The sequence below is a fragment of the Sphingomonas sp. R-74633 genome, from assembly GCF_013416555.1.
In the GTDB taxonomy this organism is placed as follows: domain Bacteria; phylum Pseudomonadota; class Alphaproteobacteria; order Sphingomonadales; family Sphingomonadaceae; genus Sphingomonas.
The window spans coordinates 154487-168545 of the sequence record NZ_JACCFG010000001.1; the positions used below are offsets into that span (position 1 = coordinate 154487).

General features: G+C 67.1%; 16 protein-coding genes. 5 read left to right on the plus strand and 11 right to left on the minus strand.

Annotated elements, in window-relative coordinates:
• Positions 1-12: 12 nt before the first annotated feature.
• Genes HZY97_RS00660 through HZY97_RS00700 form a run of 9 tightly spaced genes read right to left on the minus strand, consistent with a single transcriptional unit; the run spans position 13 to position 7411 of the window.
• Positions 13-783 carry a molybdopterin-synthase adenylyltransferase MoeB gene (locus HZY97_RS00660; protein ID WP_180139397.1) on the minus strand — a complete coding sequence of 257 codons (771 nt, stop codon included), beginning with the start codon at positions 781-783 and terminating at the stop codon, positions 13-15.
• A complete protein-coding gene (locus tag HZY97_RS00665) occupies positions 780-1145 on the minus strand; it encodes a hypothetical protein (protein WP_180139400.1) in 366 nt (121 codons plus the stop codon). The genes HZY97_RS00660 and HZY97_RS00665 overlap by 4 nt, the downstream gene beginning before the upstream one ends.
• The gene (gene dut / locus HZY97_RS00670; RefSeq protein ID WP_180139403.1) at positions 1142-1588 is read right to left on the minus strand and encodes a dUTP diphosphatase; all 447 of its coding nucleotides are present in this window, start codon (positions 1586-1588) and stop codon (positions 1142-1144) included. Before dut ends, HZY97_RS00665 begins: the two co-directional genes overlap by 4 nt.
• Positions 1588-2394 (minus strand): alpha/beta hydrolase, encoded by an 807-nt coding sequence (locus tag HZY97_RS00675; protein ID WP_180139406.1) that lies wholly within the window; start codon positions 2392-2394, stop codon positions 1588-1590. The genes dut and HZY97_RS00675 overlap by 1 nt, the downstream gene beginning before the upstream one ends.
• Positions 2384-3571, minus strand: coding sequence for a bifunctional phosphopantothenoylcysteine decarboxylase/phosphopantothenate--cysteine ligase CoaBC (gene coaBC, locus HZY97_RS00680; protein ID WP_180139409.1), 1188 nt, complete (start codon positions 3569-3571; stop codon positions 2384-2386). The genes HZY97_RS00675 and coaBC overlap by 11 nt, the downstream gene beginning before the upstream one ends.
• Positions 3568-4029 carry a hypothetical protein gene (locus tag HZY97_RS00685; protein ID WP_180139412.1) on the minus strand — a complete coding sequence of 154 codons (462 nt, stop codon included), beginning with the start codon at positions 4027-4029 and terminating at the stop codon, positions 3568-3570. Before HZY97_RS00685 ends, coaBC begins: the two co-directional genes overlap by 4 nt.
• Complete coding sequence (locus HZY97_RS00690) at positions 4026-5141, minus strand: hypothetical protein (protein ID WP_180139415.1); 1116 nt, start codon at positions 5139-5141, stop codon at positions 4026-4028. The genes HZY97_RS00685 and HZY97_RS00690 overlap by 4 nt, the downstream gene beginning before the upstream one ends.
• Positions 5138-6673: a 2-polyprenylphenol 6-hydroxylase gene (ubiB, locus tag HZY97_RS00695; protein WP_180139418.1), complete on the minus strand. Its 1536-nt coding sequence runs from the start codon at positions 6671-6673 to the stop codon at positions 5138-5140. The genes HZY97_RS00690 and ubiB overlap by 4 nt, the downstream gene beginning before the upstream one ends.
• Before the next feature lie 6 nt (positions 6674-6679).
• Complete coding sequence (locus HZY97_RS00700; RefSeq protein ID WP_180139421.1) at positions 6680-7411, minus strand: class I SAM-dependent methyltransferase; 732 nt, start codon at positions 7409-7411, stop codon at positions 6680-6682.
• A 60-nt stretch (positions 7412-7471) separates the two neighbouring features.
• Here HZY97_RS00700 and mutM point away from each other — a divergent pair, with 60 nt between their 5' ends.
• The 4 genes from mutM (at position 7472) to dnaA (ending at position 11133) form a co-directional block, all read left to right on the plus strand.
• Positions 7472-8281, plus strand: coding sequence for a bifunctional DNA-formamidopyrimidine glycosylase/DNA-(apurinic or apyrimidinic site) lyase (mutM, locus tag HZY97_RS00705; protein WP_180139424.1), 810 nt, complete (start codon positions 7472-7474; stop codon positions 8279-8281).
• Positions 8282-8290: 9 nt separating this feature from the next.
• Positions 8291-8938: a hypothetical protein gene (locus HZY97_RS00710; RefSeq protein WP_180139427.1), complete on the plus strand. Its 648-nt coding sequence runs from the start codon at positions 8291-8293 to the stop codon at positions 8936-8938.
• Between the two features lie 93 nt (positions 8939-9031).
• Positions 9032-9295, plus strand: coding sequence for a 30S ribosomal protein S20 (gene rpsT, locus HZY97_RS00715; RefSeq protein WP_180139430.1), 264 nt, complete (start codon positions 9032-9034; stop codon positions 9293-9295).
• Between the two features lie 482 nt (positions 9296-9777).
• The gene (gene dnaA / locus HZY97_RS00720) at positions 9778-11133 is read left to right on the plus strand and encodes a chromosomal replication initiator protein DnaA (RefSeq protein WP_218942839.1); all 1356 of its coding nucleotides are present in this window, start codon (positions 9778-9780) and stop codon (positions 11131-11133) included.
• Between the two features lie 180 nt (positions 11134-11313).
• Here the strand turns inward: dnaA and HZY97_RS00725 are convergent, their stop codons facing one another.
• Together HZY97_RS00725 and trpS are read right to left on the minus strand one after the other, a co-directional pair.
• Complete coding sequence (locus HZY97_RS00725) at positions 11314-12366, minus strand: CAP domain-containing protein (RefSeq protein WP_180139436.1); 1053 nt, start codon at positions 12364-12366, stop codon at positions 11314-11316.
• 106 nt (positions 12367-12472) lie between these two features.
• On the minus strand, positions 12473-13462 hold the full coding sequence (gene trpS, locus HZY97_RS00730; protein WP_180139439.1) for a tryptophan--tRNA ligase: 990 nt from the start codon (positions 13460-13462) through the stop codon (positions 12473-12475).
• Positions 13463-13646: 184 nt separating this feature from the next.
• Between trpS and HZY97_RS00735 the strand changes: the two genes are divergently transcribed.
• Positions 13647-14057 (plus strand): hypothetical protein, encoded by a 411-nt coding sequence (locus HZY97_RS00735; RefSeq protein WP_180139442.1) that lies wholly within the window; start codon positions 13647-13649, stop codon positions 14055-14057.
• Positions 14058-14059 lie beyond the last annotated feature (2 nt).

Genomic DNA, 14059 nt, shown 5'->3' on the forward strand with positions numbered 1-14059 from the left:
CGCGACTTCAGGCTAGGGCGTTGCCGGCCCGGCGCAGGCCGGGCAGCCGGGATCCTTGGGGAGCGTGAGCGTGCGGAAGCGGAAGGCGAGCGCATCGACGAGGAGGAGCTTGCCTGCCGGGTCCTCGCCAAAAGGCGCGATTGCGCGAATGGCTTCCAGGGCGGCGAGGCTGCCCATCACGCCGGTGAGTGCGCCGAGCACGCCCTGTTCGGCGCAACTGATGCCGGGGCGCTCGGGGTCATGGCCGACGAAGCAGTGATAGCAGGGCTTTTCCGCCTCCCAGCCGCGGAACACGCCGAGCTGGCCTTCGAACTCGGAGACGGCGGCGGAGACCAGGGGGATGCGGTGGCGCTGGCACGCGTCGGCGACGAGCAGGCGGGTGGCGAAATTGTCGCAGCCGTCGAGGATCACATTCGGCTGGAACTGCGCGATCAGCGCGTCGGCACTGCGGGCATCGATCCGCTGCTCGAATCCGGTGAAGGTCACTTCGGGGTTTAGCGCGGTGACGCGGGCGCAAGCGGCCTCGACCTTGGGCCGGCCAACATCGCCGGTGGCGTAGAGCGTCTGGCGCTGGAGGTTGGAGAGCGAGACCTGGTCGTCATCGACCCCGCCGAGCGTGCCGATCCCGGCGGCCGCGAGATATTCGATCGCAGGCGAGCCGATCCCGCCCGCGCCGATCACCAGCACCCGCGCGGCCTTGAGCCGCATCTGCCCGCCGCCGCCAATCTCGCGCAGCACGATGTGGCGGGCGTAGCGCTCCAGCTCCGCGTCGGAGAGGGTCATTGCGTCCAGGTGAAGGTGAGCGTGGTGCGATACCATTGCTCGGTCGCTCCCGGGCGCGGGAGCAGGTTACCGCGCGCCAGGCCGGGGACGAGAGCCGCGGCATATTGCTCGACCGAGGGGCAGTTGATCGCGCGGGGGACCGAGGTGCGGACATTGCCGCTCTCGTCGATCAGCACCGCGACGGCGACGGCGATCTCGCCGGGCCTGGGCGTCGCGCATTTGCGCAGGCGCACTTCGCGCTTCACGAAGCTCTGCATGTCCGGCGTGACGATCGGCGGCGCGCGCCACGGCAGAGGGGCCAGCGCGTCCCAGTCGATCGGCGCCGTCTGCAGCGCCGCGGCAAGGAGGAGGAGGCTGCTCATCTGCCTGTCGAGCCGAAGCCTCCGCTGCCGCGCGCGGTATCGTCGAGCGATGCCACTTCCTCGAGATCGGCATGCTGGACCGGCGCGGGCACCAGCTGCGCGATACGGTCGCCGCGGGCGATCGGGAAGGGAGTGTCGCCGAGATTGGCGAGGATCACCTTCACTTCGCCGCGATAGTCGCTGTCGATCGTGCCGGGGGTGTTGAGGCAGGTGATGCCGTGCTTGAGCGCAAGGCCCGAGCGCGGGCGGACCTGGACTTCATAGCCGAGCGGGATCGCCATCGCGAAGCCGGTCGCCACCGCATGGCGCGCGCCGGGGGCGAGCACCAGGTCTTCTGCCGCGACCACGTCCATGCCGGCGGCGCCTTCGGTCGCATAAGCGGGGAGGGGCAGGCCCTCACCGTGCGGCAGGCGCTGAAGGGCAATGCGGATCGGTGCGAGCATCAAGATTTTCCTGGCAGGGCGGCGGCAAGGCGCTGGAGCGCGGAGATCACTTCGGGATCGCCGAGCAGCTCATGGTCCTTGCCGGGGATGATACGGAAATCGGTGGCGATGCCGCGCAGCGACAGCGCCTCGGCATAGAGGCGCGAGAAGCGCAGCGGCGTGGTCTTGTCGTCGGCACCGACCAGCACCGCAGCACGCAGCGAGGGCAACATGCCGCCGACCAGCTTCACCGGATCGAGGCTGGTGACCGGTGCGTCCCAGAGCGGGGTCGGCGAGACGGTCTTCATGTGCTTGCGCCATTCGGGCAGCGCACAGGGGCAGGAGACGAGGACGACACCGTCGACCAAGCCGGGATAGGTCGATGCCAGGTCCGCCGCGATCGCGGCGCCGCCCGAATGGCCGACGAGCACGGTGCGCGCCTGGCCATAGCGGTGCTGGAGGTGGCGGATCGTCTCGGCGACGGTGGCAATGCGGTCGGCGGTGTAATTGTCGCCGGTAGTCTGGCCGCGCTCGCCGGGCGAGCGATGGCCCTGCGGGTCCTCATAGCCGGGGCGGAGCAGCGCGACGGCGATGCTCTGCGGCACGGCGTCGGAGGCGGCTCGGGCAAAGGCGTAGTGATAGTCGGGCTTGGCGAAGGGCGCGTCGCCGTGAAGCACGACGATCAGCGTGCGGACCTGCTTGGCAGGCGTGTTGCCGAAGCTCTGGGTATAAAGTCCGGGGGCGGGCGCGGGGCTTCCCGGGCCGGTCGCCGGCGTGCAGGCAGCAAGGGCGCCGCTGAGCACTAGCAATGCGAGGCTAGAGCGCATCGGCGATACGTGCAGCGAGCCGGCGGGCGACTTCGTCCTTGGGCAGGCGTTCCCAGCTTTCGACACCATCTGCGGTGACGATATGAACGGCATTGGCTTCACCGCCCATCACATCGCCCGAAACATCGTTGGCGACAATCCAGTCTGCGCCCTTGCGAGTCCTTTTCGCGGTGGCGTGATCGATGACGTGCTCGGTTTCTGCCGCAAAGCCGATAACGAGTCCCGGCCGGCGCGGGCTGGCCGCGAGCATGGCGAGGATGTCGGGGTTTTCGGAAAGCGTGAGCGAGGGGGGCGTGCCGGCCTGCTTCTTGAGCTTCTGGTCGGCCCGTTCGGCATGCCAGTCGCCGACCGCGGCGACCATCACCGCGGCATCGGCGGGGAGTGCCTGGGCGACGGCATTGGCCATGTCCTGCGCGGTCTCGACATCGATGCGGGTGACGCCCGGGGGCGTGGCGAGCGTGACGGGGCCGGAGACCAGCGTGACCTTTGCCCCGAGGGCCGCGAGCGCGCCGGCGATCGCATAGCCCTGCTTCCCCGAGGAGCGGTTGGCGATGTAGCGGACGGGGTCGATCGGCTCATGGGTTGGGCCGGCGGTGACGAGGATGTGCTTGCCGGTGAGCTTGCCGGTGGCATCACCGGTCCCGCTGCCGAAATGGCGCTGGATCGCGGCGAGGATCGCCTCGGGCTCGGGCAGGCGGCCGGGACCGTATTCGCCGCAGGCCATCGGGCCTTCATCGGGCTCGAGCACCGTCACCCCGTCGCCGCGCAACGTGGCGACGTTGCGGCGGGTGGCGGCGTGCTGCCACATCCGCACATTCATCGCCGGAGCGGCGAGCACGGGCTTGTCGGTGGCGAGCAGCAGCGTGGTGGCGAGATCGTCGGCGATGCCGGCGGCCATCTTGGCCATCAGATCGGCGGTGGCGGGCGCGACAACGACCAGGTCCGCTTCACGGCTCAATTGGATATGGCCCATCTCGGCCTCGTCCTTGAGGTCGAAGAGATTGGTGTAGACCTGGTTCTCGCTGAGCGCCGCGAGCGTCATCGGCGTGACGAAATGCTGGCCGCCGGCGGTGAGCACGCACTTCACTTCGATCCCGGCCTTGCGGCACAGGCGGATCAACTCGCACGCCTTGTACGCCGCTATGCCGCCGCCGACGATCAGGAGGATCTTGTTCATGCGTGCCAGGCTCCACGGCGCACGCGCCACGCGGTCAGCGCGCCGATCATGCTCGCGATGTAGAGATAGAGGGCCGGGAGCAGGTAGCTCCAGATTGTGATCTCCCACCGCTCGAATGGCTCTACCGCCATAAATCCCTCAAACAGCAGGGCGATCGGAGTGGCCGCAGCGATCCCGAGCAGTAGCCAGACGTGGAGCGGCCTGGGGCCACGGCGCTCGGCAAAGCGAGCCAGAAGTACGAAGCACAGCGCGACAGCGGAGGCGATGGTCGCGGTGAGCATCGCGAACGGCAGGATGCCCGGGGACCAGTCCGCGAAGTCGAGGCCCTGCTCGGAGCTCAGGCCCCGCCACGCCTCTATCACGAGGGATAGCGTCGTACCGATCGCAAAGGGCACGAACGCGCCTACAATCCACGCCCGCGCCCAGCTGCCGCTGCGATTTAAAGCTGCGTCGCTCACCGCACCACCTTTGTCACGGTGATCCTACGCCTGTCGAGCGCCTGGCGGAACAGGTCGCGCAGGGCATCGGGCGCGAAGGCGAGGCCGATCAGCGAGAGCGGGGCGACCATCAATGCCCAGTAGAAGGTGTCGGGGCGGGCGAAGAGCGCGATGACGAGGCCGAAGGCAGCGAGCGTGCCGGCGACGCGGGCGGCGGCCTGGTCCTTCCAGCTGATCCAGCCGAACAAGGCGAGGGTGAAGAGCAGCACGCCGAGCGCCAGTGGGAAGAGCTGGAGCGCGGTCGACAGCACCATCGCCTTGGCGAAGAAGCCATAACCGCCCAGGCCCGCCCAGCCGGGCGAGGTGGGATCGGCGGCGCTGGTGACCTGGTTTACGGCGTAGAAGTGGAAGCCGAGCGCTACAGCAAGGCAGGCGAGTGCTGCGCCCCAGCCGATCGCCTCGCGCTTCTGGCCCTCGAGCCAGGCGGCGGCGAACATGACGATGGCGAACAGCGCGGCGGTCTCGCGGATCAGCATGGCGAGCAGTGCGATGCCGACTGCCTCGATCCAGCGACCCGGTTTGCGGATGCCGAGCGCGAGCGCGACGAGCAGCCCCGCCCAGATCTCGTGAAAGGCCCAGAGATCGGGCTGGACGAACGCCATCAGTCCGCCGGCGAGCAAAGTGAGGCCGATCGCGACGGGCGGCCAGCGCGTCATGCCAGAACGCAGCTTCATGCCCCAGACGGCGAAGACCGCGGCGACGAGCGCATAGAGCAGGCCAAGCGTCACCGGCTTGGGCAGGTGCGCCTCGACCATTGCGAGGCCGGGCAGGCGGAAGCAGATGAACGGGCGCAGTGGATAATTGCCGGCGCGAAGGGCGTCCGCCGCGACTTCGTAGTAGCCGCCGCCGTGCGCGACGCCGGCGACGATATTCTCGTAGAGCACGACGTCGCTTTGATCATCGGCGCGCTTGGCGGGGTCGCCGCTCACCGGGGGCGGCCCGAGTGCGACCAGCGCAGTCAGCGAGAGCAGCAGGAACAGGCTGAGAATGCCGAGCGCGATCCGGGCGCGGCCACGGCCGAGCGCGGCGAAGCGCGTCGGCTCGGCCAGCCACCGGAACGCGGGCGCCTTCACGAGAGCAGATACATCATGATCGCGGCACCGACGGCACCGGAGAATACGGCCACCAACGCATAGCGCCAGCCGCCGACCACGCGGATCCGCTCGATCTCCTTGAGCGGTGGCGAGGGCGGCGCGCCGCCCGGCCCGGGAAAGCGCAGCTCGATGTTGCGGATCAGATCGGGCAGGCGGGCGAGGGTACGGATGTCCTCAACGATGCGATCGGCGATCTTGGCCTCGGGGCCCAGCTCGGTGCGGATCCATTCGCGGACGAACGGCGCCGAGACGTCCCACAGGTTGATGTCGGGATCGAGCGTCCGCGCGACACCCTCGACCATCACCATCGTCTTCTGGAGAAGCAGGAGGTGCGGCTGGGTCTGCATGTCGAAGTCGCGGGTGATCGAGAACAGGCCGTCGAGCATCGCGCCCATCGACATGTCCTTGACCGCCAGCCCGCGCATCGGCTCGCCGACGGCGCGCAGGGCGGTGGCGAACTCGGCGACATTATGGTGGGGGGGCACATAGCCCGCCTCGAAATGGATCTCGGCGACGCGCTTGTAATTGCCGGTGATCAGCCCGTAGAGGATCTCGGCGAGCCAGACGCGGGCGCGGCGGTCGATCCGCCCCATGATACCGAAGTCGATCGCGGCGATGCGGCCGTCGGGGAGCGCGAAGAGGTTCCCCTGGTGCATGTCGGCGTGGAAGAAGCCCTCGGCGATCGCCTGGCGGAGGAAGGCCTTGATCAGCCGGCTGGCGAGGACGGTCGTGTCGTGCCCGGCAGCGACCAGCCGGTCGACATGCGACAGCTTGATGCCGTCGATCCATTCGAGGACGAGCACCTTGCCGGTGGTGCGCTGCCAGTCGATCTGCGGGACCATGAAATCGGGCTCGGCCTGCATGCCTTCGGCCAGCTCCGAAGCGGACGCGGCCTCGCGGCGCAGATCGAGCTCGCGCGCAGTCCAGCGCTTGAAGGTCTCGATGACGAGACGCGGGCGCAGGCGCGACGCCTCGCCACCCATGCTCTCGACCTGGGCGGCGGCCCATTCATAGGTGTCGATCGCGCGCGCGAACTCGGTCTCGATGCCGGGGCGCAGCACCTTCACCGCGACCTGGCGGCCGTCGGTGGTGATTGCGCGGTGGACCTGCGCGATCGAGGCGGCGCCGACGGGGTGCTCGTCGAACTCGGCGAAATAGGTCTCGAGCGGGCGGCCGTACGAGGCTTCGATCCGCTGGCGGATTACCGAAAAGGGCAAAGGCGGCAGCGCGTCCTGCAGGCGGAGCAGATCATGCGCCGCCTCGTCGCCGACCAGATCGGGGCGAGTGGCGAGCGTCTGGCCGAGCTTGATCGCGGCGGGGCCGATCGCCTGAAAGGCATCGGCGTAGCGCGGCACCTTGGGCACGCGCGCGCCGAAGCGGGCGAGGCGGGCGACGCGGCGCACGGGCTTGGGCGTGTGCGGATCCTGCTCGATGCCGCGAAGCGCGCCATGGCGCGCGAGGATGCGCCCCCATTTGAGCAGGCGCCAGAGATGGACGGCGGGTGCGGTCACGTGCGCTTAGATCTTCCAGCCCGAATGGATCGCGACCAGCCCGCCGAGCAGCGGCTCGACCTTGGTCTGGGTAAAGCCGGCCTCGCGGATCATGCGCTCGAACTCGGGCATCGGCGGGAAGCGGCGGATCGATTCGATCAGGTAGCGATAGCTCTCCGCATCGCCCGCGAGCATCTGGCCGAGCTTGGGGACGAGCTTGTGCGAATAGGCATCGTAGACTTCGGCGAAACCCGGCCACTGGGTCGTGGAGAATTCGAGCACGAACAGGCGCCCTCCGCGCTTCAATACGCGGTGTGCTTCGCGCAGCGCCTTGGGGATGTCGGTCACATTCCGGATGCCGAACGCGATCGTATAGGCGTCGAAGAACTTGTCGGGCCATTGCAGCGTCTCGGCATTGGCCTCGCTCCACACCAGCCCGTCGATCCCGCGCTCGGCGGCACGCTCGACGCCGACGGCGAGCATCTCGGGGTTGATGTCGGCCACCGTGATCGCGGCGCCCGAAGGCGCCATGCGGAAGGCGATGTCGCCGGTGCCGCCGGCCATGTCGAGGATATGCTCGCCGGCGCGCGGCTTCACGCGGCGGACGAACTTGTCCTTCCACAGGCGGTGGAGGCCGCCCGACATGGCATCGTTCATCAGGTCATATTTGGCCGCGACGCTGGAGAAGACCTCGCCGACGCGGCGGGTCTTTTCCTCGGGGGCCACATCCTCGTAGCCGAAGGAGACGGTGTCGGTCATGTCAGGGGCTCTAGCGGGCGTTTCTCGACGAAGGAAGGGCTGCTGGGCTAGGGAGCGTACATGCCTGAACTACCCGAAGTAGAGACCACTGTCCGCGGGCTGGAGCCCGTCCTCAAGGGCGAGGCGATCACGCGCGTGACGCTTCACCGCCCCGACCTGCGCCGGCCCTTCCCGGAAGGGCTGGGCCAGCGGCTGACCGGGGCGACCGTCACCGGACTCGGGCGGCGGGCCAAATATGGGCTGATCGAGACGAATCGGGGGGATACGCTCGTCTTCCATCTCGGCATGTCGGGGCGCTGGCGGATCGATCCCGAGGAGATCGGCAAGCACGACCATATGGTGCTGGATACCCAGCACCACCGGCTGGCGCTCAACGATCCGCGGCGATTCGGCTCAGTCGATCTGGTGCCGACTGACGCGTTGGCCGCCTGGCCGCCCTTTGCGGCGCTGGGACCGGAGCCGTTGGGTCCGGACTTCAATGCGGCGCATCTTGCGCGCGTGTTCAAGGGACGGGTGGCGCCGGTGAAGGCGCTGTTGCTCGATCAGCGAACGGTGGCGGGGCTCGGCAATATCTATGTGTGCGAGGCGCTCTACATCGCCCGCATCGCGCCGACCCGGGAGGCCGGGACGATCACCAAGCCGCGGCTGGACAAGCTGGTCACTGCGATTCGCGAGGTGCTGGAGAGCGCGATCCGCGCCGGCGGCTCGACGATTCGCGATTATGCCCGGCCCGACGGCGAGCTCGGCTATTTCGCCAAGGAGTGGCGGGTATACGGTAGGGAAGGCGAGCCCTGCGGCTGCGGAGGGTTGGTCGAGCGGCGGGTCGATTCGGGGCGGTCCACTTTCTGGTGCCCTGCCTGCCAGAAATAGGAGGGGGACATGCTGCTGACTGCTCTTGCGTTGCTCGCGGCCGGTACGGCGGACTGCCGGCATATCGGCGGGTCGCTCCGGGCTGCCCAGTTCGACCGGGCGGTACTGCGACCAGGCGACGAGACTGCGATCGAATTCGTGTATCGCGACGGGCCGGACGGCGAAAAGGCGATCCCCCAGCGCTGTATCACCAGCTTGCGGGTGAAGGGCCCGGCGCGACTGCGCGGGGCGCAGCGTTTGCAGGTCAGGCCCGATGCCAAGGCGGGCGAGGAGATCATCCTTTCAATGCGCGTGGGCGGCCTGCCTTATAGCCGCGCGGTGAAGGTCACCGGGCGGGAACAGCAAGTTCTCACTGGAAGCTGGCATCTGATCGAATCGCAGAATTGCCGGGCAAGGATGCCTTCCGAAATCCGCTTCTTCGACAATGGCGGATACGACTTCACCTTCCCGGAGGCGATGGTGGAGACGATGACGAGCGGCAGTGGCAGCTACACCTGGGACCAGGCTACCGGTGCCCTCTCGCTGGGAGGGGAATGGCGGGGCACTGCGCGATTCGAGAACAAGCGGCTCGTGATGGAAGGGGTTTTCTTCGACTCCCGGTGGGTGCCGATGCCAGGCGAGCCCATCCCACCACCGTGCCGTATCGTTCTTGGTTGACCCGAATCGCTGTGGGCGTTAAGGGGCCCGTCTTTCCGGGCGTGGAGGCTTGTTCCCCGCGCCCTAAACATTTCGAGCTAGGAACGACACGGCATGGCGAATACGCCGCAAGCGAAGAAGCGTATCCGGCGCAATGCGCGCCGTGCGGAGATCAACGGCACCCGCGTGAGCCGTATCCGCACCTTCGTGAAGAAGGTCGAGTCGGCCCTTGAGGCCGGCGACAAGGCTGCGGCTGCTGCCGCGCTCGCCGCTGCGCAGCCGGAAATGGCGCGCGGCGTGTCGAAGGGCGTGCTTCACAAGAACACGGCCTCGCGCAAGTTCGCACGTCTGAACAAGCGCGTCGAAGCGCTGGCATAATCGTAACTTTTCCGTAACAAACGCCCCGCGGGACCTGGTTCCGCGGGGTTTTTGTCGTGTCCGACAGATGCTTGCGGAACGAATCGTGGTTACCATCTTGGAACCCTGAGAAACGCGCGAGTCGCACTGTCTTTGGTCTGCAACAATTCGCAGAAACCAAGGTTTTCAGCGGGTTGTAGAAGCGTCCCCACGCATTTCCGTGGGTTATGGCGAGTCAACAAAACTATTTCAGAATCTTTACATGGGACCCCCTTGCTCGACTCGATTGGGGCTCCCTAAAACAGACCTCCCAGGCGAGATTCTTGCTCGGGTATCCGGGGGGTAACCTCACTCGGGTGTAATGGCCTACTGCACCATGACCGGGGATGTCCGGTGCCGGTGGGCTTCATGTCGGATCGAATTGGCGCGCGGGATGCAGACAGCTTCCCGCGAAGGAGGGGTGCGTCACGGTGACTCAGGTGCAGGCCTTGGAGCGGGATGGGATGGAAGCTTTGGTTGCAAAGGCATGGACGCATGTGCGCGCGAATCTGCGCCGCTCGGCGGGCCAGCGCCTGTTCGACCAATGGCTGAAGCCGGTCGTCCTGATCGCGGGCAGCGACGCTGAGATCGTGCGTCTTGGCCTGCCGTCGGCGTTTATGACCCAGTGGGTCAAGAATCACTATGCCGAGCGGCTGCTGCTCGAATTCCGCGGCCAGATCCCGGCCGTGCGCAGCGTTTCGATCGAGACGGTGGCCGAAGAGCCCAAGCGCGTGCTGAGCGCGGCGCCGGTGAGCGCCGATTCGGCTCCGGTGGCGGCTTCGGCCTCGCCGGCCGAGCGTCCGCAGTTCGACCAGCGCTTCACCTTCGACCGTTTCGTGATCGACGCAACCAACCGCGTCGCCTGCAACGCCGCCAAGGCGATGGCCGAGCCGGGTGCGCCCCGCTTCAGCCCACTTTATCTTCACGCCGGCACGGGCCAGGGCAAGACGCACCTGATGCACGCGATCGGCCACGCGTTCCTGGAAGCGAATCCGGAAGCGACCGCGATCTATGTGACCGCCGAGCGCTTCATGTTCGAGTTCGTCCAGGCGCTGCGCAACAAGGACACGCACGCGTTCAAGGCGCGGCTGCGTTCGGTCGACCTGCTGATGATCGACGATCTTCAGTTCATCGGCGGCAAGGACGGTACGCAGCAGGAGTTCTTCCACACCGTCAATGAGTTCATGTCCTCGGGCAAGAAGCTGGTGATCGCGGCGGACCGCGCGCCCCAGGCGCTTGAAGGCTTCGAGCCGCGTCTCGTCGGTCGCCTGGCCTCTGGGCTGGTGGCGGACATCAAGCCGGCTGAACTCGAGCTGCGCCGCGCGATCGTCGGCCGCAAGCTGCTCGAGATGCCGGCAGTGACGATGCCGCACGAAGTGATGGACCTGCTCGCGGCGCGGATCACCACCAATGTCCGCGAGCTCGAAGGCGCGCTCAACCGCCTGGTCGCCTATGCCCAGCTCAACGGCGAGACGATCACGATCGACTTCGCCACCAACGTGCTCGGCGAAGTGCTGCGCTCGGCCCAGCGCCGGATCACGATCGACGAGATCCAGCGCGCAGTGTCATCGCACTTCGAAGTCAAGCAGATCGACCTGATCTCGGAGCGCCGCGCCGTGGCAATCGCCCGGCCGCGCCAGATCGCGATGTACCTCGCCAAGCGCCTGACCACGCGCTCGCTGCCGGAGATCGGCCGCAAGTTCGGCAACCGCGATCACTCGACCGTGATCCATGCGGTGAAGCGGATCGAGGAACTGCGCGGCAAGGACGTGGAGATCGACACCGCAGTACGTACGCTGATGCGTACGCTGGAGGGCTAAAGGGCAAGCTTTAGGGCTATGTTCCCTCCCGTCCCCCGGGAGGGCAGGGTGGAGGAGCTGAGAGCGGGGCAACGCAGATCGGTCACGCCTCCACCCTGATACGTCCCGCAAGGGACGTGCGGAGAGGCCGGGGGGCAAGCCCCGGCCTTTTCTGTTTATGACTAGACATAATCAGCCCGCTCAGGGCACCAGCTTGAAATAATAGCTGTAGTTGCGCGCCGCACCGCTGACGATGACGTTGTTGATCGTTACGTCGTAAGTGGTGTTCGCCGTGAGGCCGGCCACGCTCCACTGCAGATTATTGGGCAGGCCGAAGCCGTCATTGTCGAACGAGATGTTCGACACGGTGAGCGCCGCACCGCCGCGCACCCGCACACTGATCGTCGCACCCGAGAAGTTGACCGAGCTGTTCGTGCCGAAGTTCGACGTCTTGTTGGCGATGACGCCGAATGAGAGCAGCGCGCCATTGTCATAATAGCGCGCCGGATAGTCCTGGAAGGGATAGGCGACATAATCGGGCAGCGGACCGGCGGTGTTCTGGCTGCTGTTGATCACCTTGATCGAGGCGCCATCGGCACGGTTGCTGGTCTGCCAGACGCCGGCAACGCGGCCATAGGCGATCGTCGAGAGGAACGGATAGAGCAGCCAGCGGCGATGGCCGATATTGTTCGCCGTGACGTTGTTGGTGTCGGTAAGCCAGCCGATCATGATGTCGGCATCCTGCGAATAGCGCAGCCCGCCGGTGCCCAGATAGATGTTGCTCTGCCCCGCGGCCGTGGCACCGGCGCTGGTGTAGCAGTTCCAGCTGGTCGGCGGATTATGGCTGAGCGCGCCATTGGCGGCCATCATCAGCGCGGATTGCTGGACGGCGGGCTCGTCCGCCGCAGCATAGGTGACCGGCGGCAGATTGTGATGCGCGCGAATGTCGTTGAGCGTCGCCAGCACGCGCGCGCCGACCTCGGGCTTGAGCGTGCCGGCGTTGCAGGCGCCGATATTGGGCGGAGCGCTGTAGAGCAGCGCCGCGCCGGTCAGGAAGTCGGTGCCGGTGGCGGGCTCGGTGCTGACCGGCGTCGGCGTGGGCGACACCGTGGGCGTTGGCGTCGGGGTTGAGCCGGGGGCGGGAGTCGGGGTGGGCGTGACGACCGTCCCGCCACCGCCGCCGGAACCACCTCCGCCACCGCTACAGGCTGCAACTGCGCTCCCGAGGAGCAGCACGGGTATCAGGCTACGCATGGGCACTCTCCGCCCACAGAAACCCGGCGGTACCCATAAGGGTTCCCCGGCGAAACTGGTCAACAACCCGTAACGGTTGCGGCCTTCGCCGGGGAAGAAGCGGGGATCAGACCTGCAGGCCGACCGCTTTTTGGGCCGCGAGCAGCGTCGGCGCGGCGAGCGTGTTGGCGCGCTCCGCACCCCTGGCGAGCTGTGCGCCCACCGCCGCGCGGTCGTTCAGTAGCTGGTTAAGCCGCTCCCGAACCGGCGAGAGCACCGAGACGGCGAGGTCGGCGAGCGCCGGCTTGAAGGCACCGAAGCCTTGGCCGGCGAACTCGGCGACCACCGATTGCGGATCGCGGTCCGAGAGCGCGGCGAAGATCGTCACGAGGTTCTTCGCCTCGGGGCGCTCGGCCAGCGCGTCGAACGAGTCGGGCAGGGGCTCGGGATCGGTCTTCGCCTTTTTGAACTTCTGCGCGATCGTGTCGTCATCGTCGGACAGGTTGATGCGCGACAGGTCCGAGGGATCGGACTTCGACATCTTTGCGCTGCCATCGCGCAGGCTCATGATCCGCGGCGCGGCCTTGGAGATGAAGGGCTCGGGCAGCGGGAACAGCTCGACTTCATAATCTGTGTTGAACTTGGCCGCGATGTCGCGGGCGAGCTCGAGATGCTGTTTCTGGTCCTCGCCGACCGGCACATGCGTGGCCTTGTAGACGAGCACGTCGGCTGCCTGGAGCACCGGATAGGTGAACAGGCCGACAGACGCTCCTTCACGATTTTTGCCCGCCTTGTCCTTCCACTGGGTCATGCGGTTGAGCCAGCCCATGCGGGCGGTGCCGTTGAGGATCCAGCACAGCTCGGCATGCGCGGGCACGCGCGCCTGGTTGAACAGGACCGCGCGATCGTCGATGCCCGACGCCATCAGCGTCGCGGCCATCTCGATCGTCGAATTGGCAAGCTCCTGCGGCGAGATATTGCCCGTCAGCGCATGGAGATCGGCGAGGAAGAACAGGCATTCCCCCTGGTCCTGCATCGCCACCCAGTTCTTGATCGCCCCCAGATAGTTGCCGAGGTGAAGATTGCCGGTGGTCTGAATGCCGGAAACGACGCGCATGCTATTCCTTCCACGCCCGGGCTGACCGTTCGGCCTTTGGACGGGCCGCGGGTCCGAGACGGCGGGGACGCGGCCGCACAGCGGTGTCAGGGACAAAAGGGCTCTAGCGGGCCGGAAGCGGGGAGGGAAGCGCCGCGAATTGACCGATCGCGGCACCGTCGGCATGCTGGGTGGAGGGGGAATGATGGCGACAGATTTTGCGAAGACGATGGCGCGGCTGCCGGACGAGGCGCTCTTCGATATCGCGCATCCGGATATCGGCGAAGACTATGCGCCCGAGGCGATCGCCGCGGCGCGGGCCGAGATCGGCAGGCGCGGCATCTCGGAGGAGGAAGGCCGCCAGATCCGCTACGATATCTTCCAGGAGCGCGAAGAGCGCCTGCCTCCGGCCGAGGAGCCGCTGAGCAAGGCCGGCCGCATCGCGAGCATGGCGTTCTCGATATGCCTCGGGCCGATGCTCTTCGTCATCCTGATGCTCTTCTTCCTGGGCTATCGGGAAAAGGCACTCAACACGGCCGCGTACATGGCGATCGGCCTCATGGGGTATTTCTGCCTGGGGATCGCGGCGCTCACATTGGTTTGGCTGTTGAGCTGAGT